General features: G+C 63.5%; 18 protein-coding genes and 3 pseudogenes. 9 read left to right on the top strand and 12 right to left on the bottom strand.

Annotated features, from left to right (window positions below; all coding sequences use genetic code 11):
* Window positions 1–231 precede the first annotated feature (231 nt).
* Window positions 232–1,707 carry an esterase-like activity of phytase family protein gene (locus AC0V8S_RS17890; protein WP_475432634.1) on the top strand — a complete coding sequence of 492 codons (1,476 nt, stop codon included), beginning with the start codon at window positions 232–234 and terminating at the stop codon, window positions 1,705–1,707.
* 70 nt (window positions 1,708–1,777) lie between these two features.
* On the opposite strand, the gene AC0V8S_RS17885 is transcribed toward AC0V8S_RS17890, so the two are convergent.
* Window positions 1,778–2,569 (bottom strand): L,D-transpeptidase, encoded by a 792-nt coding sequence (locus AC0V8S_RS17885; protein WP_475432633.1) that lies wholly within the window; start codon window positions 2,567–2,569, stop codon window positions 1,778–1,780.
* A 186-nt stretch (window positions 2,570–2,755) separates the two neighbouring features.
* Between AC0V8S_RS17885 and AC0V8S_RS17880 the strand changes: the two are divergent.
* Window positions 2,756–4,227 (top strand): annotated as a pseudogene (locus AC0V8S_RS17880) (MATE family efflux transporter).
* Window positions 4,228–4,294: 67 nt separating this feature from the next.
* On the opposite strand, the gene AC0V8S_RS17875 reads toward AC0V8S_RS17880, so the two are convergent.
* Complete coding sequence (locus tag AC0V8S_RS17875; RefSeq protein WP_475432631.1) at window positions 4,295–4,702, bottom strand: SH3 domain-containing protein; 408 nt, start codon at window positions 4,700–4,702, stop codon at window positions 4,295–4,297.
* Between the two features lie 235 nt (window positions 4,703–4,937).
* On the opposite strand from AC0V8S_RS17875, the gene AC0V8S_RS17870 reads away from it, so the two are divergent.
* A complete protein-coding gene (locus AC0V8S_RS17870; RefSeq protein WP_475432630.1) occupies window positions 4,938–5,513 on the top strand; it encodes a TMEM175 family protein in 576 nt (191 codons plus the stop codon).
* A 2-nt stretch (window positions 5,514–5,515) separates the two neighbouring features.
* Here the strand turns inward: AC0V8S_RS17870 and AC0V8S_RS17865 are convergent, their stop codons facing one another.
* On the bottom strand, window positions 5,516–5,797 hold the full coding sequence (locus tag AC0V8S_RS17865; protein WP_023668298.1) for a hypothetical protein: 282 nt from the start codon (window positions 5,795–5,797) through the stop codon (window positions 5,516–5,518).
* 135 nt (window positions 5,798–5,932) lie between these two features.
* On the opposite strand from AC0V8S_RS17865, the gene AC0V8S_RS17860 reads away from it, so the two are divergent.
* Complete coding sequence (locus AC0V8S_RS17860; protein ID WP_475432629.1) at window positions 5,933–6,799, top strand: SDR family NAD(P)-dependent oxidoreductase; 867 nt, start codon at window positions 5,933–5,935, stop codon at window positions 6,797–6,799.
* A 118-nt stretch (window positions 6,800–6,917) separates the two neighbouring features.
* Here the strand turns inward: AC0V8S_RS17860 and AC0V8S_RS17855 are convergent, their stop codons facing one another.
* From AC0V8S_RS17855 to AC0V8S_RS17845, 3 genes are all read right to left on the bottom strand, one after another.
* Window positions 6,918–7,343 (bottom strand): low affinity iron permease family protein, encoded by a 426-nt coding sequence (locus AC0V8S_RS17855; RefSeq protein WP_475432628.1) that lies wholly within the window; start codon window positions 7,341–7,343, stop codon window positions 6,918–6,920.
* A gap of 401 nt (window positions 7,344–7,744) precedes the next feature.
* Window positions 7,745–8,386: a transferase hexapeptide repeat family protein gene (locus AC0V8S_RS17850; RefSeq protein WP_475432627.1), complete on the bottom strand. Its 642-nt coding sequence runs from the start codon at window positions 8,384–8,386 to the stop codon at window positions 7,745–7,747.
* A gap of 84 nt (window positions 8,387–8,470) precedes the next feature.
* Entirely contained in the window at window positions 8,471–8,989 is a 519-nt protein-coding gene (locus AC0V8S_RS17845; RefSeq protein ID WP_095202178.1) for a CreA family protein, read from the bottom strand.
* Window positions 8,990–9,177: 188 nt separating this feature from the next.
* On the opposite strand from AC0V8S_RS17845, the gene AC0V8S_RS17840 reads away from it, so the two are divergent.
* Window positions 9,178–9,756, top strand: coding sequence for an SCO family protein (locus AC0V8S_RS17840; protein WP_027044777.1), 579 nt, complete (start codon window positions 9,178–9,180; stop codon window positions 9,754–9,756).
* 10 nt (window positions 9,757–9,766) lie between these two features.
* On the top strand, window positions 9,767–10,639 hold the full coding sequence (locus AC0V8S_RS17835) for a 50S ribosomal protein L11 methyltransferase (RefSeq protein ID WP_475432626.1): 873 nt from the start codon (window positions 9,767–9,769) through the stop codon (window positions 10,637–10,639).
* 40 nt (window positions 10,640–10,679) lie between these two features.
* On the opposite strand, the pseudogene AC0V8S_RS17830 reads toward AC0V8S_RS17835, so the two are convergent.
* The 3 genes and pseudogenes from AC0V8S_RS17830 to AC0V8S_RS17820 all read right to left on the bottom strand — a co-directional run.
* Window positions 10,680–11,978 (bottom strand): annotated as a pseudogene (locus AC0V8S_RS17830) (autotransporter outer membrane beta-barrel domain-containing protein); the annotation flags it as partial.
* A 294-nt stretch (window positions 11,979–12,272) separates the two neighbouring features.
* Window positions 12,273–13,241: pseudogene (locus AC0V8S_RS17825) on the bottom strand (autotransporter-associated beta strand repeat-containing protein); the annotation flags it as partial.
* A gap of 170 nt (window positions 13,242–13,411) precedes the next feature.
* Window positions 13,412–13,708 carry a hypothetical protein gene (locus AC0V8S_RS17820; protein ID WP_183460798.1) on the bottom strand — a complete coding sequence of 99 codons (297 nt, stop codon included), beginning with the start codon at window positions 13,706–13,708 and terminating at the stop codon, window positions 13,412–13,414.
* Between the two features lie 541 nt (window positions 13,709–14,249).
* Here AC0V8S_RS17820 and AC0V8S_RS17815 point away from each other — a divergent pair.
* The gene (locus AC0V8S_RS17815; protein ID WP_183460799.1) at window positions 14,250–16,094 is read left to right on the top strand and encodes an aminopeptidase P family protein; all 1,845 of its coding nucleotides are present in this window, start codon (window positions 14,250–14,252) and stop codon (window positions 16,092–16,094) included.
* 11 nt (window positions 16,095–16,105) lie between these two features.
* On the opposite strand, the gene AC0V8S_RS17810 is transcribed toward AC0V8S_RS17815, so the two are convergent.
* Window positions 16,106–16,972, bottom strand: a complete 867-nt coding sequence (locus tag AC0V8S_RS17810) for a LysR substrate-binding domain-containing protein (RefSeq protein ID WP_475438546.1) — start codon at window positions 16,970–16,972, stop codon at window positions 16,106–16,108.
* A 113-nt stretch (window positions 16,973–17,085) separates the two neighbouring features.
* On the opposite strand from AC0V8S_RS17810, the gene AC0V8S_RS17805 reads away from it, so the two are divergent.
* Complete coding sequence (locus AC0V8S_RS17805; RefSeq protein ID WP_143748363.1) at window positions 17,086–17,328, top strand: hypothetical protein; 243 nt, start codon at window positions 17,086–17,088, stop codon at window positions 17,326–17,328.
* Here the strand turns inward: AC0V8S_RS17805 and AC0V8S_RS17800 are convergent.
* Window positions 17,303–17,599 carry an AzlD family protein gene (locus tag AC0V8S_RS17800; RefSeq protein WP_475438545.1) on the bottom strand — a complete coding sequence of 99 codons (297 nt, stop codon included), beginning with the start codon at window positions 17,597–17,599 and terminating at the stop codon, window positions 17,303–17,305. The two genes, AC0V8S_RS17805 and AC0V8S_RS17800, sit on opposite strands and share 26 nt — an antisense overlap.
* Window positions 17,596–18,324: an AzlC family ABC transporter permease gene (locus AC0V8S_RS17795; RefSeq protein WP_475438544.1), complete on the bottom strand. Its 729-nt coding sequence runs from the start codon at window positions 18,322–18,324 to the stop codon at window positions 17,596–17,598. The genes AC0V8S_RS17800 and AC0V8S_RS17795 overlap by 4 nt, the downstream gene beginning before the upstream one ends.
* Before the next feature lie 178 nt (window positions 18,325–18,502).
* Here AC0V8S_RS17795 and AC0V8S_RS17790 point away from each other — a divergent pair, with 178 nt between their 5' ends.
* Window positions 18,503–19,204, top strand: a complete 702-nt coding sequence (locus tag AC0V8S_RS17790; RefSeq protein WP_475438543.1) for an SDR family NAD(P)-dependent oxidoreductase — start codon at window positions 18,503–18,505, stop codon at window positions 19,202–19,204.
* The last annotated feature ends 15 nt before the right edge of the window (window positions 19,205–19,219 follow it).

Genomic DNA, 19,219 nt, shown 5'->3' with positions numbered 1-19,219 from the left:
TCGCCTGACCGAACCAACACGTGGCGAGGTGATCAATTCGTTGGCTCGGGCACACGTTTCTGTCGGCGCGTGACGAAGCCGGCGGGCATGTACCGCGCGCTGTCACGCAAGCATCATGTTCGCGCCGTAGATCGCTTTGGGGGGCGCGCGCGCGCCATCATCGATGTACGCCTCTTTCAGCTTTTCGTCCTTCGGCCGCTCCGGCACGCTTTGTCACAAAGAGGATTGTCTATGAAACACCTGCACCGAACCGCCTCGCTCGGCGTCGCGCTGGCCCTGTTCACCGCCTTGACGCCGGCACTGGCCGACAGCACCGCGACCGTCGACGCCACCAGCTTTGTCAACAAGGGTCTGGTCGGTGTCGGCCGCATCCCGGCCGCGCAGCGCGACAAGTTCGGCGAGACGTTCGGCTCGGGTTCCGGCATGGCGATCGACACCGCCAGTTGGGCGCATGAAGCGGGCACCTACAAGGGTTCGCTCTGGCTGCTGCCGGATCGCGGCTACAATGTCGCCGGCACCACCGATTACCGGCCACGCCTCAACACCATCGGCATCGAGTTCACCCCGGCGGCAGCGGGCGCTGCCGGCCAGCAGCAGACCGAAGTCAAGGCGACGCTGGCCGACACAATGCTGCTGACCGACGACAAGGGCGCCGACGCCACCGGTCTCGATCCCCTCTCGGATGTGCGCGCCGCGGCTGGCGACATGCCGATGCTGCCCGTCGCCACCAACGGTAAGCTCGCCCTCGACAACGAGGCGATCGTGCGGCTGCCCGACGGCTCGATGTTCATCTCCGACGAATATGGCCCCAACATCTACCGGTTCTCGGCGCAAGGCCGCCTGCTGTCGGCGACCCAGCCGCCGGCGGCGCTGGTGCCGATGCGCAAGGGCGCGCCGAACTTCTCCTCGGACAATCCCGGCCCTGGTGCTGCCGAACCCGATCCGAAGGATCCCGAGACCGGCCGCCAGAACAACCAGGGCCTCGAGGGCATGGCGATGACACCGGACGGCAAGTTCCTGATCGCCGTGCTGCAGTCGGCGACAAGGCAGGATGGCGGCGATTCCGGTTCGACCCGGCAGAACACGAGGGCGCTGGTCTACGACGCCTCCGACCTCACCCATCTCAAGCTGGCGCATGAATATGTCGTGCCGTTGCCGGTGTTCAAGGATGCCAAGGGCAAGACCAAGATCGCCGCGCAAAGCGAGATCGTGGCGCTGTCGGACACGTCCTTCCTGATGCTGGCACGCGACAGCGGCAACGGCCAGGGGGTGAAGGGCGACACCTCGCTGCTGCGCCAGATCTTCGTCGTCGACGTTTCGACCGCGACCGACATTGCCGGCGGCGCCTTCGATGCCGCTGACAAGCCCGTCGCTCCCAAGGGCGTGCTCGATCCTTCGGTGACGCCGGCCAAGCTGACGCCGTTCATCGACATCAACGACAATGCACAGCTCAATCGCTTCGGCCTGCACAATGGCGCGCCGAACAACCACAACAACCTATCCGAAAAGTGGGAAGCGATGTCGCTGGCGAGCGTGCTCGACCCAAAACTGCCCGACGACTATTTCCTGTTCGTCGCCAATGACAACGACTTCCTCGCCCAGGACGGTTTCCAGGTCGGCGCCTCCTACAAGGCCGATGACGGCGCCAATGTCGACACCATGTTCCTGGTCTATCAGGTCACGCTGCCTGGCCTCGCCAAGAAGTAGTCGCATACAAAAGGCGGGCGCGCCCGGCGCGTCCGCCTCAACGACCTCAAACGGCCGACCATGAGGATGCCTATTTCAAGAACTCAGCGTCCTTCGGCACGCCCGCATCGATCGGCTCGGCCGTCCTGCTCGACACGGCCATGATCTTGCCGGCAGCCGACAAATTGGGACGCACGAAAACCGGTGCGGGACCGTTGACGCGGCTGTAGAGGTCGATGATGTCCTGGTTCATAAAGCGCACGCAGCCCGACGATGCGTTCTTGCCGATGGAATCCCACTCCGGCGTGCCGTGCAGCCGGTACATCGTGTCCTTGCCGTCCCGGAAGAGATAGAGCGCGCGGGCGCCGAGCGGGCTCTGAGGGCCGGGCGGCATGCCGTCCTTGAATTTCGCCAGCTCCGGCCGGCGCTGGATCATTTCCGGCGGCGGCGTCCACACCGGCCACTTCTTCCGCGCCTGGACCACGGCGCTGCCGGTCCAGCCGAAGCCGGCCTTGCCGAGGCTGACGCCGTAACGGATGGCCTTGCCGCCATCGCGCACCAGATAGAGGAAATGCTCGGAGACATCGACGACGATCGTGCCTGGTTTTTCACCGGTCGGGTCGGCCACGATCTGGCGCACGAACTTCGGATCGAGCTTGGCGACCGGGATTGCCGGCAGCTGAAAACCCTCGTCGGTGCGCGCCGCGTACATGCTGGCGGCATCACCGAACGCCGTATCCGGTGGCGCCGCGGCCACCGGCGGCGGCGTCACCACCTCCGTCGTGGTGCACGCCGAAAGAGCCACGGAAGCCGCGCCCAAAGCGGACGCACCGAGAAACGCGCGCCGGTTCAGGCGCTCGGAAAACAGCGGACTATCGGACATGAATCCCCCAGCAATTCACAGGATCTGACAAAGAATGCGAGCCCCACGCCCCCAACGACCAATATCCCATTCCGGGGGCTTTGAGAACATGATTAGATCAACACACGCCAGCCGGAATTCTCCAACGCCGCATCGGCCTGTCTCCTTGAATCGGCAATCATCGCGGACTCAGATAAGCCCTCTGCCATGACCGAAAAAATGCCCACGCGCCGGCGCACCGGCGACCTGACCAGCGGCCCGATCCCGCGCACGCTGCTGCTGTTTGCCTTGCCGGTGCTGGGTTCGAATGTGCTGCAGTCGCTCAACGGGTCGATCAATGCCGTCTGGGTCGGCCGCTTTCTCGGTGAATCAGCGCTGACCGCGACCTCCAACGCCAACCTCGTCCTGTTCCTGATTCTCGGCACCGTGTTCGGCATCGGCATGGCGGCCACCATCCTGGTGGCGCAGTCGGTCGGCGCCCGCGACCTGCCCGAGGCGCGCCGCATCGTCGGCACCAGCGCCACCTTCTTCTTCCTGATTTCGGTGGTTTCGCCGTCTGCGGCTGGATCTGGGTCGACGCCATCCTCAACACGCTTGGCACGCCGGCGGACGCCTTGCCGCTGGCGCGTTCCTATCTGCGCATCATCTTCGTCGCCGTGCCGATGATGAACCTCCTGTCCTTCGTCATGACCGTGCTGCGCGGTGCGGGCGATTCACGCACGCCCTTCATCTTCATGGCGCTGGCGGTCGTCCTCGATATCGTGCTCAACCCGCTGCTGATCCGCGGCATCGGCCCGTTTCCCCAACTCGGCATAGCCGGATCGGCGACCTCCACTCTGATCGGCCAGACGGTGAGCGTCATCGCCATCCTTGTCGTGCTCTATGCACGCAAGCATCCGCTGCGGCTGGCCGGTGCCAACCTGGCCCTGCTGCGCCCCGATCCGGCATTGCTGCGGATCATCGTCTTCAAGGGCGTGCCGATGGGGCTGCAGATGATCGTCGTCTCCGCCGCTGCCCTGACGGTGATGGGCATCGTCAATTCCTACGGTTCGCAGGTCGCCGCCGCTTACGGCATCGCCGCGCAGCTGTGGACCTATATCCAGATGCCGGCGCTCGCCATCGGAGCCGCGGTCTCCTCGATGGCAGCGCAAAATGTCGGCGCCGGGCGCTGGGACCGGATCGGGCGCGTCGCCGCCTCCGGCGTCGGCTTCAACCTGGTCCTGACCGGCGCGCTCGTCGCGCTGCTGTGGCTCTTCGACCGCTCGATCCTCGGCCTGTTCCTCAGCAGCGACAGCGCGGCGATCGACATCGCCGCCCACATCAACACGGCCGCATCCTGGTCGTTCATCCTGTTCGGCGTCACCATCGTGCTGTTCGCCACCGTGCGCGCCACCGGTGCGGTAATGCCGCCGCTGATCATCCTGGTGATCTCGGTGCTCATCGTGCGCACCGGCTTTGCCTATTTCATGCGTGGCCTGATCGGCGAGGAAGCGCTGTGGTGGAGTTTCCCGGCCGGCTCGATCACCTCGCTGGTTCTGGCCGCGGCCTATTACCGTTTCGGCGGCTGGCGCACCCTGCACATGATCGAGAACAGGCCGGCCGCCGGCGAACCGCCGGACACCGGGCTTGGCGTGCCGCGCGGCCGCGCCAACATGGCGCCCGAGACGCCGAACGGCTGATCATCGGCCAAACCTAAAAAGGGCCGCGAATAATGCGGCCCTTTTCGCTACGGCATTCCAGATGGTTCTACTTGCAGGGAAAGCCGGGCGCGATCTTGCACTTGCCGGGGCGCGGCTTGTACGGCGGGCGATGATGCGGAGGACGATGGTGGGGCGGCTTGTGCCAGTGCGGCGGCCGATGCGGCGGGCGCACGATGATGGTCGGCGGGCGGACGACATGGGTGCGCTCGATATAGCCGGAACTGGCCCAGCCGCTGACGCCGCCACCATGGATCCTGCACCAGCCCGGCTCGCAGCCGGTGACATCGACCCTGAAGCCGGCCGGCAAAGTTCCAACCTTGGCATATCCAGCGCCGGGCCCGGAACGCACGTTGAGGTTGGTCGTGGTGTGGGCGCTGTAGGCAAAGGCCGTGGCGGATGTTCCGAAGATGGCGGCCAAAATGGTCGCTATCGCAAGCAGAAATCGAAATCTCATCAGACCCTCCATTCGATCCCCGACCGGTCGACGGATTCGACCAGGGGTTGCACCAAAAGGGAGAGAACACGGCGGCAAAGTCAACAAGCGGCCAAGGCCAATCTCCACATTCAGCGGCCCCGTTGCGGAAGTTTTCCCTGACATAGTTGAGGAATTTCCCGCGTGCCGTTTATCGGCCCGGCAACTTCCGCTAACAGTTTACCGTCTTTCGACAATTCGTTGCAGGCGGGGGATCATGGGTAAAGGCAGGGTCGAGGCATTCACCGATGGCGTGGTGGCCATCATCATCACCATCATGGTGCTGGACCTGAAGGTGCCTGAGGGCGAGGACTTTTCGGCGCTGCTGCCGCAATGGCCGGTCTTCCTGTGCTACGTACTGTCCTTCATCAATGTCGGCATCTACTGGAACAATCTGCACAACATGTTCCATACCGTGCAGCGCGTCGACGGCCGGGTCCTTTGGGCGAACCTGCATCTGTTGTTCTGGCTGTCCTTGATGCCCGTAACGACCGCTTTCATGGGCGAGAACCATTTCGCCACGGTCCCGGTCGCGGTCTATGGCGTCGACCTCGCATTGTGCGCGACCGCCTATGCCATCCTGGTCCTGGCGCTGCACCGGCTGCATGGTCGGGAAACCGCCTTCGCCAAGGCAATCGGCAATGACCGCAAGGGAAGGATTTCGCTCGCTGTCTATATCGCGGCCGTTGCGCTTGCCTTCCTCAACCGGTGGATCAGTGTGGCGCTCTTCGTCACCGTCGCCCTGGTGTGGCTTGTGCCGGATACGCGTTTTTCGCGCGTCCTCGAGAAGTAATTCTATTTACGCATCGCCTTCAGCTTTTCCGCCACCGACGCGGCAAGGTCGGCGTAGCGCTCCTCCAGCCGTTCGGCTGCCTTGATGATCGAGAAATCATGGCCGAATTTCTCCAGCGCCATGCGCAGTTTCTCGACGAACTCGGCTTGTTTCTCCAGCGCCGAGAACAGCGTCTTCACCTGGGCTTCGCTGATATCGGGGTTGGCCAGCATCTGCGGCACCTCGCGCCCCATCTGGTCGCCGGTGGCGGTCTGTTCCTTCAGAATTGCGACCCAGTCCGTCAATCGAAAGTCTCCTTTGTGGGGGCAGCATGCGCAGTCACGGCCCGACTGGTCAACCCGAGCACGTGCTGACGCAGGCTTGCACAAGCCTGTTCCGGCGCTAAGTTCGGCGCCATCGAGAAAAGGATCCCGTTGCTCATGATCACCGACGCCGAAATCCAGACTGCCCTGCCCGCTTTTGGCCCAGGCAACACCGCCGTCATCACCGGCGCCGCCAGCGGCATCGGTCTGGCGGCCGCCAAGCGGCTTGCGCTGATGGGCATGAAGATCGTGCTCGCCGACATTGCCGGCACCCGCCTTGACGATGCCTCCCGCGCCGTGTCGGCCATTGCCGGCGACGACACCGTGCTTGCCGTTGCCGCTGACGTTTCGAAGGCCGATGAGGTCGATCGTCTCGCCGACCGGGCATTCGGCGCCTTCGGCGAGGTCTCGCTGCTGATGAACAATGCCGGCGTCGGCGACAATCCCGGAAAGCCCTGGGAAAACCGCGATGCCTGGAAACGGCTGCTCGACATCAATTTCTGGGGTGTCGTGCATGGTGTCGAAGCCTTCGCGCCGCGCATGCTGGCGTCGGCCAGGCCGGGCCTGATCGTCAACACCGGCTCCAAGCAAGGCATTACCACACCGCCCGGCAACCTCGCCTACAATGTCTCCAAGGCCGGCGTGAAGACATTCACCGAAGGCCTGGCGCATGCGCTGCGCAACGAGCCTGGCGCCCGCCTGTCGGCGCATCTGCTCATCCCCGGCTTCACCTATACCGGACTCACCGAGGGTGCGACGGAAAAGCCAGCCGGTGCCTGGACCGGCGAGCAGGTCATTGATTTCATGCTGGAATCCCTGGTCAGGGGCGACTTCTACATCCTGTGTCCCGACAATGATGTGGCGCGGCCGCTGGACGAGAAACGCATGGCCTGGGCGATCGGCGACATCATCGAAAACCGCCCTGCTTTGTCGCGCTGGCATCCGGATCACAAGGATGCGTTCGCCGCCTTCATCAAAGGCTAAAGCGCGTCATGCAGAAGAAACGGATTCACGCGACGCGCTTTAGCTGGTTCTTTTTATGCATGTCGTTCACCCCAAAACCGAGGTCACTTTTGGGCGACATGCATTGATCTTCAAGCCCTCAAGCCGCGTGCTTTTTCGGAGCTCGTTTTTGACCCACGGCCTTCTTTGCGGCCATGGTGGCGATCTTCTCGTCATGCCGTCGCGCCGCCCGCTCGCACCTGTCGCGGATTTCCTCGACCTCGGTTTCGGTCAGGTGCTCGATGCCGATGAAACGGTTGTGCCCCTCGCTGACCCGGATCAGCTCATCGAGCTTGGCCTGGATTGCCGCGCCGTCGCGATTCTGGGTGTTCTGGATCAGGAACACCATCAGGAAAGTGATGACGGTCGTGCCGGTGTTGATCACCAATTGCCAGGTGTCCGAGAAACCGAAGAACGGCCCACTCACCGCCCAGATGACGATGATCAGACAACAGCCGGCAAAGGTCAGCGGCATGCCGGCTATGTGGGCGACCCGATTGGCGATCCTGGTGAAAAGCTTTTCCATCTGTCGAGATCCCTCAATAGCTGCCGCGATGAGAAACAACCGGCGACCGTTTCGGGTTCCCACCGGCGACAAATACGTCAGGCGCAATTGGATACACGCAAAGCGCGCATATAGCGGAAAACACACCTTATCGGTTCAATGTCACAGTAACCGTGCAGGCAAGAGAGCCTGTTCCATCCGCCTCACAGCGGTATACCTCCAACCCCTTCCGCTGCGCCACCCCCGCATGGCGGAAGGGGTTTCAGTCCGCAGAGCGCGGAGCATGGTCCCCCGAAAGCAGGGGCCGGCACCCAGACAGATGGTTGCTCCACTTTCCCGCAGCTTGCTTGCCAGCGTGGGCCTTGGCCTGCTGAAATCCTTGGCAACTGTGACGGCCTGCCCAAACCTTTCTCAGCGGAAGCTTAAAGGACGTCGTTCTCCCAACGATCGAGGAAGGCCTCGATCGGCATAGACTGGATGTCGGGAACCGCCCTCGCGAGTTTCTCGACCGGCCAGTCCCACCAGGCGAGCGCTTCGATCCGCGCCGCTATGTCGGGAGCAAAGCGCGGCCGGAGCGGCTTGGCCCGCACACCGGCGACGATCATGTAGGACGGCACGTCCTGCGTCACCACCGCATTGGCGCCGATGACCGCACCATTGCCGATGGTGATGCCCGGCATGACCACCGCCCCGTGGCCGATCCAGACGTCATGGCCGATGCTCACGGCCTTCGCCTGCCGCCGCTCGCGGAACGCCGCATCGACACCCAGCCAGCGGAAATACTCATTCGGCCGATAGCTGACCTTGTGCTGGGTCAACCGTTCGATCGGATGCTCCAGCGCATTGATGCGGCTGTTGGCGGCGATCGAGCAGAATTTGCCAATGGTTGTGTAGATAGCTTCCGAATGGCGCTCGAAATAGGAGAAATCGCCGACACTCACCTCGCGCAGCACCACCCGCTCGCCGATCGAAGCGTAGCGGCCAAGCTTGCACGCCTTTAGCTCCGCGGTCGGATGGATGCGCGGCTCGGGATCTTTCAGGACGAGGTTTTCGGTGCGGTCCATGCGGCGCTTTACTTCAGAGCAATTGCTCCTGCAAGGTGGGAGCAATTGTCCGACGGCTCAAACAGCGTGCAAGAGTTCGACCACCTACTTCGGCTTGCCTTTGCTCCACACCACATTCTGACCATAGAGCGGGACCGTCGTGACCGACATCTTGGCCGAGCCGTTCTGCACCTGGCGCGAATGCGACAGATAGATCAGCGTCTCATTGGTCTTGTCGTAGATGCGGTTCACCACCTGCTTCTTCCAGATCAGGCTTATGCCTTGCTTGAACACCTCCTCGCCGCCCTCGCTCATGTCGATGTCGCCGATGGTGATCGGGCCGGTCTGGCGGCAGGAGATCGACGAATCGCTGGGATCCTCGAACCAGTTGCCCTTGTGCAGGCGGTCGATGAGGCTGCGGTCGAAATAGGAGACATGGCAGGTCACGCCATCCACCTTCGGGTCCTTGATCGCTTCGACGATAATGTCGTTGCCGACCCAGTCGACGCCGACCTTGCCGACTTCCTCTGCGACAGCGCTGCTGGCGCCAAGCGCAACGCAGGCGGCCAAGGCGCCGCCGATCAGTTTTAGCCCAATCCGTTCGCGCCCAACCAGTTCGAGCAAAGGAGCCTCCTGCGGTTCGAGTTGCCGGTATCAGGTGGGACGCGTTGTGCGGCTTTGCAAGCGGAAGCGTCAATGCCACCGCGGTTGCGGCAACGCGGCGCTTTGCCTGCGCAGGCCCGAACCGCTAAGAGTGTCGCACCGGCGCGGCATCGAGCCGGCGCGATGATTTCTGCAGGCGGACTTTTCTGATGATGCGTTCTATCCTGGTCGGCATTCTCGTCCTGATGGCGGCCGGCATCGGCTGGCTGACCTTCGACTGGTATCGCGGCCATTATGGCGGCGAACCGTTCGGCGCCCCCTTCACCCTGGTCGACCAGAAAGGCGCGCCGATCACCGAAGCCGCCTTCCGCGGCCAGCCCAGCGTCGTCTTCTTCGGCTTCACCCACTGCCCGGAGGTCTGCCCGACGACGCTGTTCGAACTCTCCGGCTGGCTGAAAACGCTCGGTGACGACGGCAAGACCCTGCATGCCTATTTCGTCTCGGTCGACCCAGAGCGTGATACGCCGGCTGTGATGAACGCCTATGTCAGCAACTTCTCCGACCGCATCACCGGCATCACCGGCGACCCGGACAAGGTCCATGCCATGGCCAAATCGTTCGGCATCTACTGGAAGAAGGTCGACACCGGCGATGGCGACTACACGATGGACCACACAGCCTCGGTGTTGCTGCTCAACGCCAAGGGCGACTTCGCCGGCACGATCGCCTATGGCGAAAGCGCCAGCACCGCCGTGGAGAAGCTGAAGCGTCTTGCTGCGAAGGGCTGATACGGATCCGATGACCCAGACGCGGCTGCATTTCACCACCGGCAAGATCGAGGCCGAGCGCGTCTTCGCGGCGCTTGAGCTGGCCTTCGAAGATGAGGGCTTGCCGATCGCCGTGCTGGAGGTTGACGAGGACAAGGACATCCACGAGGTCTCGCTTTACGCCGATGGCGACGTCGACGCCGTCGAGGCACGGGTCAAGGACATTCTCGCCGGCCTCGCTCTGTCGAAGCCGGTCGAGCGAGAGGTGTTGCCCGACATCGACTGGGTGGCGCGCTCGCTGGAAGGGTTGAAGCCGGTGCGCGCCGGCCGTTTCTTCGTCCACGGCGCGCATGACCGCAGGAAGCGCCACAGCGGCGAGCTCGCCATCGAGATCGAGGCCGGTCTTGCCTTCGGCACCGGCCATCACGGCACCACATCAGGCTGCCTGGAAATGCTGGAGAAAGTGGTGCGGCGCGAACATCCGCGCAATGCGCTCGACCTCGGCACCGGCAGCGCCGTGCTGGCCATCGCCGTCGCCAAGCTCGCGCATATTCCGGTATTGGCCACCGACATCGATCCGGTGGCGGTGAAGGTCGCCGCCGCCAATGCGCGGCTCAACCACGTGAAGGCACTCATCGAAACGGTAACCGCGCCTGGCTTCCACCACCCGATCTTCGGCAAGCGCGCCCCCTTCGATCTGATCGTCGCCAACATATTGGCGCGGCCGCTGATGCGGCTGGCGCCGCAAATGGCCGGGCACATCGCGCTTGGCGGCTCGATCGTGCTGTCAGGCATTCTCGATCGCCAGCGCGACGCCGTCATCTCGGCCTATGTCGGCCAGAATTTTCGCCACGTGCGCACGCTGCACCGCGAAGGCTGGGTGACGATCCACCTCAAGCATTGAGGCCGGCAGACACTGCCGGCCCTCGAGGGTCGAATTTCTAGAATTTGATGCCCAGATTGGCTTTGAACCCATTGTCGAAGGCATCCGCCCCGAACTGTCCGGCATAGGACAGGCCAAGCGTGGCGTTGTGCGCCAGCTGCACGTCGAAGCCGGCTTCGACCAGCATCGTATCCCTGGCGATCGGCACGCCGGCAATGGTGAAGTCGTCGCCGCCGGCAAAGGCGACGGTCGACAGCGGTGTCACGTCGCCGAAGGCATGACGCCAGCCGAGCATGCCGCGCGCGGTCGCCGCAACGCCGCCAAGGGTGATGTCGGTCGACGCCCTGACGCCGAGCGTGGTGAAGGTCGCATCTGACGTTGAGCTGCCGCTGGTCAGCGCAGCGGCGCCGCCGCTCTCGGCAAAACCATCCGTGTGCAGGTTGACATAAGCGAAATTGGCGAAGGGCTCGAAGGCAAACGGCCCGGCGTCGGTCTTGTAGGCCAGTTCGCCGAAGGCCTGCGCGGTCGCCGCGTCATAGTCGGCCGACAGGCTGTCGGTGAAGACCTGGAAAGCGACGGAGCGCGATGTCGAGATCCGGTGCCAGGTGTAGGCGGCACCGGTCCTGAACGCGATGGCGCCCCAATTGGTCCCGCCATAGAGGCCGAGGTGGTAGTTGTCGCTGTCGCCGGAAGAATGCCTATCGTCGGCATCGAATGGTGCGGCTGTAGCCGCCCACCACGCCGATCCGCCAGTCGCCGGCCAGGCCGTCGGCGCCAACCAGCAGGCCGCCCGTCGACCGGTCGAAGGCGGCGGCATTGCCGTCACTGTCGGTGCTGCCCCAGGAGCCAAAACCCTGCGACCAAATGGCGAAGCGGTTGGTGTCGGCGGCGACCGGCTGAACGCCGTCCTCGCCATAGGCCATGACCGGCGGCGAGGCTGTCTTGCCGCTGTCGCCGAAGGCACCGCGCAGGCGCGCCGTCACCGCGTCCTGCAGCAAGTGGCTGTCCTGCAGCAGCATGCCCTTGGCCGAGGCATGGACTTCACCGGAAAGCTGGTCGAAAGCGGCCTGCGCCGCCGCGTCGCTCGGCAAGGCGAGCACAGCGCTGACCAAGGCGCTGCTGCCCGCGCTCTCCAGCCCGTCCCCTGTGGCAATCTGGTTCGGCGCCACGCCGGCCGAGCCGAAGGTTTTCGTCTGAGTGACGTCGACATAGACTTGCGTCGCAATGGAGTGGGTGCTCAGTCTGGCGAAGGCGGAGACTTGCGGATCGCCTATCAGGGTGAAGGTTCCGCCGACGCTGACGGCTTGAAGCACGACGTAGTGGGCGCCCGCCACCAGGCTGTCCGGCCCAATATGGTCACGCTCAAGCCGGCGCCCGGGGCTATGCTTGCCGTGCCTACGGCAACGATCAGATCGGCAGCGCCGGCAGAATTCAGTTCGACCGCATAGGTCGAGCCGGATGCGAAGCTGGCGTCGCCATAGACCGCCAGCGTGCCAATGCCATTCTTGCCGGGCGCCACCGTGCCGGAAACAGCGAGCGGGCCAACCGAGCCAGTGCCGCCGAGCGTGGCGCCGCTGTCGACTGTAACGGCCGAACCGATCAGAGAACCTGAAACCAGCAAGGTGCCGGCCTTCACCTCGGTCCCGCCCGACAACGCGTTCGAACCCGACAGCTCGAAGGTTCCCGTCCCGTCCTTGATCAGCCCGTTGGTACCTGTGATGACGCCCGAAAAGATCGTCGAGCTGTTGTTGCCTCCGGTCGTCAGCTTGCCTGTCCCGGCATTGACCGCTCCGGCGCCGGCCAGCGAACCTATCGCCTGGTCGAAATTGTTGAGATCGAGTGTTGCACCGCTTTCGATCGTATAGGCGCTGTTGGCGCTGAAAATGTTGGCGGCGAACAGGCCCGCCTTGAGCGTGCCTTGGGCGACATCGGTGGCCGTGGCATAGTTGTTGTTGCCGGCAAAGCCGTCCACCGTCAGCGTTCCGGCCCCCGTCTTGATGAATGTCCCGCTCGGCGCGCTGTCGTCTCCCATGCTGGCGGAGGTGCTGACGTCGAAGCCGTTTGTGTCGATGGTGCCGCCGGCGGCACCGAACAGGATCGAGACATTGGCAAGGGTGAGGTTCGCGCCCGCCTGCAGCGTGCCGCCGTCGAGCGTGATCGGCCCCACACCCAAAGCATAATCGGCCGTGCTCCGGATCGTTCCCTCCTCGATCCGGGCGCCGGAGCCGAAACTGTTGCTATTGGTGAGCACCAGCGTGCCGGCGCCGGTCTTGACGATCGCGGATGGATCGCTGAGGTCCGAAATCTGGCCGGCATAGGTTCCGGTTGCTCCGGATCCGACGTTGATCGTCTGGCTGAGATCGATGGTCAGGTCGTTGTTGATCGTGACGCCATTCTGGATATCGATCACCGTTCCGCTGAAGGCGGAAAGCACGCCGGTTCCCAGCGCATTATTGTTGCCGAGGCTAAGCGTGCCGCCATAGAGGTTGGTGCCGCCGGTGTAGGTGTTTGCGCCATTCAAGGTAAGCAAGCCATCACCGCTTTTGGTGAGGCCTGCACCTGAGATTGTTCCATCCGCTGTAAAATGAGCCCCGGCAGCAACCGTGAAAACGGTGTCGGACATGAGATTGAAACTGCCGCCGGCGTCCAGGTCGGGAATGAAATTGTTCGTCTTCACGTTGACCGCGGCCTGCCCAGAGGCCTGGAAATTCAAAACACCGTTTGAAAACCGGTAACCGCCGGAGGTGCTCGTGGCATTCAAGTTCAGCGTGCCGACCGTATAGGGTCCGCCAGTCAGGAAAACGGTATAGCCGAGCCCTGGTCCGGCGCATCATGGTTGAAGTTCGCGACCGCATCGGTGCCGTTGGGAACCGTTGCGGGGGTCCAGTTCGCAGCCGTACCCCAATCGCCGCTGTTGTGAGCGAAATCCTCGGCCGAGGCGCCACCTGACATGATCGGCGTTACAGCGGCCGCAATCAGCCCGGCTATCAGCAGAGCCGGAAGCGACGTGGACGACAGAAGCGAGCCCGCAAGCCGCGCATTCACCTCGCCATCGCCGTTGGCACGCGCTGCGCAAACAGAATGTCTCATCCAAAATCCCCCCGACCAACCATCTATTGGCTGAATCGACCCTTGAAGCCCGTGGCGACGCTACGAAAACCGCTGCCGAGAGACAAGCGAATGTAAGCCGTAAAGATTACCGGAACCAAGCAACACAGAGCCCAGACAAGAAATCAGAGCAAATCCGTTGCGAATTTGCATCAATCAATAGTTGGCCACACTAGCAGCGTGGCGGAATTGGTCCGCCAACACCAACATTGACCGGAAGGCCCCACCCCTTGCGGCCAAGACAAGAAAACCCGAAACAGATAGCTTCCCATGCGAAGTGACGCACGCTCAAAAAGCAGTCTTTGCTAACTTTTTCTGGTTACAATTCCCGGGTGCTGGCGGGCGGCGCGGCAATGCCGCGTGGTGTGGGGGCGAACAACGACAACCCAGCCTTCGGGCTGCGGCTGGACCAGCCCCATTCGGTTGTCAGCCAAGCAGCACTGTAGCAGGTTGCGCCAGCTGGAAATCGATTCCGCTTTCCAGGTCCATAGGCTACGGTCACGCTGATATCAGGAGGCCCATCATGTTCCAGACCTTCGATTCTGCGGGCGACCCTGCAGTCGGCAAGCCGCGCGTGGCGCTGCTGCGCCAATGGCTGGCCGCGAATGGCCTCGATGGTTTTATCGTTCCGCGCGCGGACGAGCATCAGGGCGAATATGTCGCCGATCGTTCAGCACGGCTGAAATGGCTGACCGGATTCAGCGGCTCGGCCGGTGTCGCTATCGTGCTGCGTGACCGCGCCTTCATCTTCGTCGACGGGCGCTACACGCTGCAGGTGCGCAGTGAGGTCGATCTCGACATTTTTTCGGTCGAAAGCCTGGTCGACAACCCGCCCGCCGTCTGGCTCAAGGACAATATCGGCAAGGGTGCGCGGCTGGGCTTCGATCCCTGGCTGCACACGATCAGCGAGGTCAAGGCGCTGCAGGCCTCGGCCGACAAGACCGGCGCTGTGCTGGTGCCGCTCGAGAAAAACCCGATCGACATCATCTGGAAGGATCAGCCCGCCGCACCTGTGACCCCGGTCGAGCTGCACCCGATCGGCTTTGCCGGCGAGCTCGCCAAGGACAAGCTGGCGCGGCTGGCGACGGCGATCGGCAAGGACGGCGCCAGCCATGCGGTGTTGACCGACCCCTCCTCCATCGCCTGGGCCTTCAACATCCGCGGCGGCGACGTGCCGCATACGCCGCTGGCGCTCGGTTTCGCCATTCTTGCCGCTGACGGATCGCACCAGCTGTTCATGGACAAGCGCAAATTCTCGCGCCAGGTCGCGGCCTATCTCACCCAGCTCGCCGATCCGCACGAGCCCGGCGAGTTCGAAGCAGCGATCGCCGCGCTTGCCAAGGGCGGCGCCAAGATCGCGCTCGACCCGGTGCTGGCGGCCGACAGGCTGCGCATGCTGGTCGAGGACAATGGCGGCACGGTGGTTGCCGCGCCCGACCCGGCCCGCATCCCGCGTGCCACCAAGAACCAGGCCGAGATCAATGGCTCGCGCGCCGCCCATCGCCGTGACGGTGCGGCGGTGGCCAAGCTCTTGTGCTGGCTGGAGCAGCAAAAACCCGGCTCGCTCGACGAGATCGCGGTCGTCACCAGGCTGGAAGCGAGCCGCCGGCAGACCGGCGAGGAAACGCAAATGCCGCTGCGCGACGTCTCCTTCGACACCATTTCCGGCGCCGGCCCCAACGGCGCCATCATGCATTACCGCGTGTCGCGCGCCACCAGCCGCAAACTGCAGGCGGGCGAACTGTTCCTGCTCGATTCCGGCGCGCAATACCAGGACGGCACCACCGACATCACCCGCACCGTGCCGATCGGCCAGCCGACCGAGGAGATGCGCGAACGCTTCACGCTGGTGCTGAAAGGCATGATCGGCATTTCGACGCTGCGCTTCCCCGGCGGCACGCGCGGCTCGGAGATCGACGCCGTCGCCCGCATGGCGCTGTGGAAGCATGGCTGCGATTTCGCCCACGGCACCGGCCATGGCGTCGGCTCGTACCTGGCCGTGCATGAAGGCCCGCAGCGCATTGCCCGCACCGGCACCGAAAAGCTGCTCGAGGGCATGATGCTGTCCAACGAGCCCGGCTACTACAAGGAAGGCGCCTACGGCATCCGCATCGAGAACCTGATCCTGGTGACGCCGGCCGAACAGGTCGAAGGCGGCGACATCGCCATGCACGGCTTCGAGACGCTGACGCTGGCGCCGATCGACATCCGGCTGGTGCGGACCGACCTTTTGACGCGCGAGGAGCTGCATTGGCTCGACGCCTATCACGCCCGTGTGCTGGCCGAGATCGGACCGATGCTCGATGGCGAAACGCTGGCCTGGCTGGAAAAGGCGACAGCGCCGCTGCCGCACGACGCTAAGATTTGAGCAGTCGCCATTCAGCTTGCGAGGCCCTGCTCCGCAAGCAGTGCCCGCAAGGCTTGAATGTTGGGAGAACTGGCTCCCTTGCGCCAAAACAACACCGTGAGGGCATTGTCTTCGTCCGGAGGCAGTTTGTGCAGCCGTAACATGCGGCTCTCGGGAAAGCCCGCGAGCACACATTTCGGTATCAGCGCTATGCCCATGCCAGCCGCCACGCAACCAAGCATGGCAGGGTATGAACCGAGCTCGATGGTCTGCTCGGCGATGAAGCCCCGGCGCGCGTACCATTCTTCCAGTCGCTTGCGATATACACAGCCATGTTCAAAGGCCATCATGGTTTTGGGCATGTCGCTGCGGTCCTCGACCGAAACGCGCGATGCCGCAGAGACAATGACCAGTTCCTCGTGAAAGGCAGGCTGCTTCTCGAATTGCGCGTCGGCGATCGGCTCGGCTGCGAGCGCCGCGTCGAGTTCGCCGGCAAGCATGGCGGTCGCGAGAGCCTGTGGATAGCCGGTGCGCAGCCGGATCTCTACATCTGGGTAGCGTGCGTGGTACTCGGCGAGCAGAGATGGAAGCCGCGCCGCTGCGGTGCTCTCCATGGCACCAAGGCGCAACGCGCCGCGCGGGCGCGGATCAAGCACTGCCGTTCGCGCTTCCTCGGCGAGCGCCAGCAATCGGTCCGCATAGCCGATCAGCCTCTGGCCGGCAGGCGACACCTGCAGTCGCTTGCCTTCGCGGATAAACAACCGCACGCCCAGATCTTCTTCAAGTTGCCGGATGCGTGTGGTCACGTTCGACTGCACACGCGACAGTTTCTCCGCCGCCCTGGTGATTCCGCCCTCGCGCACCACCATGCGGAAGATGCGCAGATCGGACAAATCCATTCATCTCTCCCGAAGAATAAAAGCATCCCAATTATTCATTTTATATGATGGAACATATCCCGTAAATCGGCTGCCGTCGGCGCCAATCAGGACAGCCGACCAGGGAGATGGAGATGTCGCCCGAGCCCCTCGACATCTGGCCGATCGATCTTGACGCGTTGACGCCGAAGCAGCGTGAGGCCCTTTATGCCGACGCCGTGCGTCGCGCCCGTCAGGAGAGATCGGAGGCGATCTGGTTGAGCATTGCGTGGATCGCTTCGATTTTCAGGAAGCGTGCGCCTGACAGGGAGGCGGCAAAGCGCGTGTGTGGACTCCCTGCCAAAAAATCGATCAGCCGACGAACTGTCGAGCGATAATCAGCACCGCCGCGCCCGCCAGGAACATCGACATCAGCCCGCCGCGCAGCGACACCACGGCCGTGACGACCAGTGCCGCCCATTCGGCGGGTCCGGCATTTAGCAGTTCCGGCGCCACCAGCGTCGTCAGCACCGCCGCTGGCACGGCGTTGAGGCCGGCCTCGACGCGTGGATGGATGTTGTCGAAGCGGGAGATGACCAGATGTCCGCCGATGCGCGTGAGATAGGTGGCGATCGCGCCGGCGATGATGATCCAGAGTGTCGTGCTCATGGCCGTTCTCCCACGCCGCTATGATGCGGTGGCAGGATGACGGCAAGCAGCACGCCGGCAATGGCGCCAATCGAGACGTGCCAGGGCGAGCCGACCGTCTTGTAGGCAATGATCGATGCGCAGGCACTGGCGACCACCACCGGCAGCCACAGCGGCCGTTTGCGAAAACCCATGACGAGGCCGAGAAAATAGATCGGCAGCAGGAAATCGATGCCCAGCGCATGCGTGTCGGGGATCAGCTTGCCGAACACCGCGCCGAGCGCGCTTTCGATCACCCAGAACACATAGACCGGCAGGCCAAGCCCCAGATACCAGGCGAAGCCGACGGTCTGGCCGGATTGCGCCCGGGCTTCGGCCACGGCGTATTGCGGATCGGTGAGGATGAAATAGCCGAGCGCTTGGCAGACGACAGGCCAGTGTGCGATGCGCCGGCCGATGCCGGCTGAGTAGAGCACATGGCGGAAATTGACGGCGAAGATCGACAGCACGATCAGCCACGGCGCGACATGCTGGCCGATGAGCTGGATACCGACCATCTGGCTGGCGCCGCCGAACACCAGTGCGCTCATCAGGAAGGCTTCGAGGACCGAGAAGCCATTGTCGACGGCAAGCGCCCCGAACAGCACCGCGAACGGCGCCGACGCCACCACGACAGGCATGGAGAGCCGGACGCCGCTCCAGAAATCACCGGCCAAAGAATTTTCGCTCAAGGTCTCAGCAGACATATCCCGTTCCCAAGTTGCGCTGATATGTAGGGGCGAGCGGTTGGAAAGTCAGACGAATTCGTTTGAGCCAACAGATCAGCGAAACTGATGTCTTGGGTCGCGCAAGCAAATGAGGTTCCAGATGATCGTTTATGATTTCACCGGCAGGCACGCGGTCGTCGCCGGCGCTGGCGGCGGCATGGGCGAGGCGATCGCGCTCGCGCTGCTCGAAGCCGGCGCGTCGGTTACCGCCATTGACGTCAAGCCCGTTCCGGCCTCGCTGTCCAAATTCGGAGACAGGCTCACTTTTGCACAGGGCGACCTCACCGACGCTGCCTTTGTCGAGCAGGTCGTGAGTGCGGCGGGCCGTGAGCGCGGCGGCATCGACTATCTCGCCAATGTCGCCGGCGTGCTCTGGTTCGGTCGCGACAGGTCGGCACTGGAAATGGATCTCGACGTCTGGGACCAGGTTTTCAACATCAATCTGAAATCCTTCGTGCACACCGCGCGCTCGGTCGTTCCTTATATGCGCTCGGGCGGACGCGGTGGCGCGATGGTGCACTTCTCGACGATCCAATGGTACCGCGGCGATCCGAAACCCCAGGACGCCTATCAGGCATCCAAGGCCGGCGTCTGTGCGCTTTCGAAGTCGCTGGCGATACAGCTTGCAAGCGAGGGCATCCGTTCGAATGCGATTTGCCCGGGCATGGCGCTCACCCCCTTGCAAGCCCGCTGGGATACCGAGGAGAAACGCGCAGCCGTTGCCGACTACACGCCGCTAGGCCGGATCGGCACGCCGCAAGACATGGCCAATGCTGCGCTCTTCCTGCTCTCCGACGCCGCAAGTTACATCACCGGAATTGAGCTCGCCGTTGATGGTGGACTGTTGATGCGGATGTAGCTTGCACTCGACCCC

It is taken from the genome of Mesorhizobium oxytropidicola (assembly GCF_056174625.1).
This window is presented reverse-complemented; position numbering and strand designations above follow the sequence as displayed.

What these genes read in the sequence shown, in the direction of transcription:
- AC0V8S_RS17795 (WP_475438544.1), bottom strand. Translation starts at nt 18,324, where the DNA reads ATGTCTGCTGAGACCTTGAGCGAAAATTCTTTGGCCGGTGATTTCTGG.
- AC0V8S_RS17885 (WP_475432633.1), bottom strand. Translation starts at nt 2,569, where the DNA reads ATGTCCGATAGTCCGCTGTTTTCCGAGCGCCTGAACCGGCGCGCGTTT.
- AC0V8S_RS17840 (WP_027044777.1), top strand. Translation starts at nt 9,178, where the DNA reads ATGATGCGTTCTATCCTGGTCGGCATTCTCGTCCTGATGGCGGCCGGC.
- AC0V8S_RS17835 (WP_475432626.1), top strand. Translation starts at nt 9,767, where the DNA reads ATGACCCAGACGCGGCTGCATTTCACCACCGGCAAGATCGAGGCCGAG.
- AC0V8S_RS17800 (WP_475438545.1), bottom strand. Translation starts at nt 17,599, where the DNA reads ATGAGCACGACACTCTGGATCATCATCGCCGGCGCGATCGCCACCTAT.
- AC0V8S_RS17790 (WP_475438543.1), top strand. Translation starts at nt 18,503, where the DNA reads ATGGGCGAGGCGATCGCGCTCGCGCTGCTCGAAGCCGGCGCGTCGGTT.
- AC0V8S_RS17815 (WP_183460799.1), top strand. Translation starts at nt 14,250, where the DNA reads ATGTTCCAGACCTTCGATTCTGCGGGCGACCCTGCAGTCGGCAAGCCG.
- AC0V8S_RS17855 (WP_475432628.1), bottom strand. Translation starts at nt 7,343, where the DNA reads ATGGAAAAGCTTTTCACCAGGATCGCCAATCGGGTCGCCCACATAGCC.
- AC0V8S_RS17875 (WP_475432631.1), bottom strand. Translation starts at nt 4,702, where the DNA reads ATGAGATTTCGATTTCTGCTTGCGATAGCGACCATTTTGGCCGCCATC.
- AC0V8S_RS17810 (WP_475438546.1), bottom strand. Translation starts at nt 16,972, where the DNA reads ATGGATTTGTCCGATCTGCGCATCTTCCGCATGGTGGTGCGCGAGGGC.
- AC0V8S_RS17820 (WP_183460798.1), bottom strand. Translation starts at nt 13,708, where the DNA reads ATGAGACATTCTGTTTGCGCAGCGCGTGCCAACGGCGATGGCGAGGTG.
- AC0V8S_RS17850 (WP_475432627.1), bottom strand. Translation starts at nt 8,386, where the DNA reads ATGGACCGCACCGAAAACCTCGTCCTGAAAGATCCCGAGCCGCGCATC.
- AC0V8S_RS17860 (WP_475432629.1), top strand. Translation starts at nt 5,933, where the DNA reads ATGATCACCGACGCCGAAATCCAGACTGCCCTGCCCGCTTTTGGCCCA.
- AC0V8S_RS17805 (WP_143748363.1), top strand. Translation starts at nt 17,086, where the DNA reads ATGTCGCCCGAGCCCCTCGACATCTGGCCGATCGATCTTGACGCGTTG.
- AC0V8S_RS17870 (WP_475432630.1), top strand. Translation starts at nt 4,938, where the DNA reads ATGGGTAAAGGCAGGGTCGAGGCATTCACCGATGGCGTGGTGGCCATC.
- AC0V8S_RS17890 (WP_475432634.1), top strand. Translation starts at nt 232, where the DNA reads ATGAAACACCTGCACCGAACCGCCTCGCTCGGCGTCGCGCTGGCCCTG.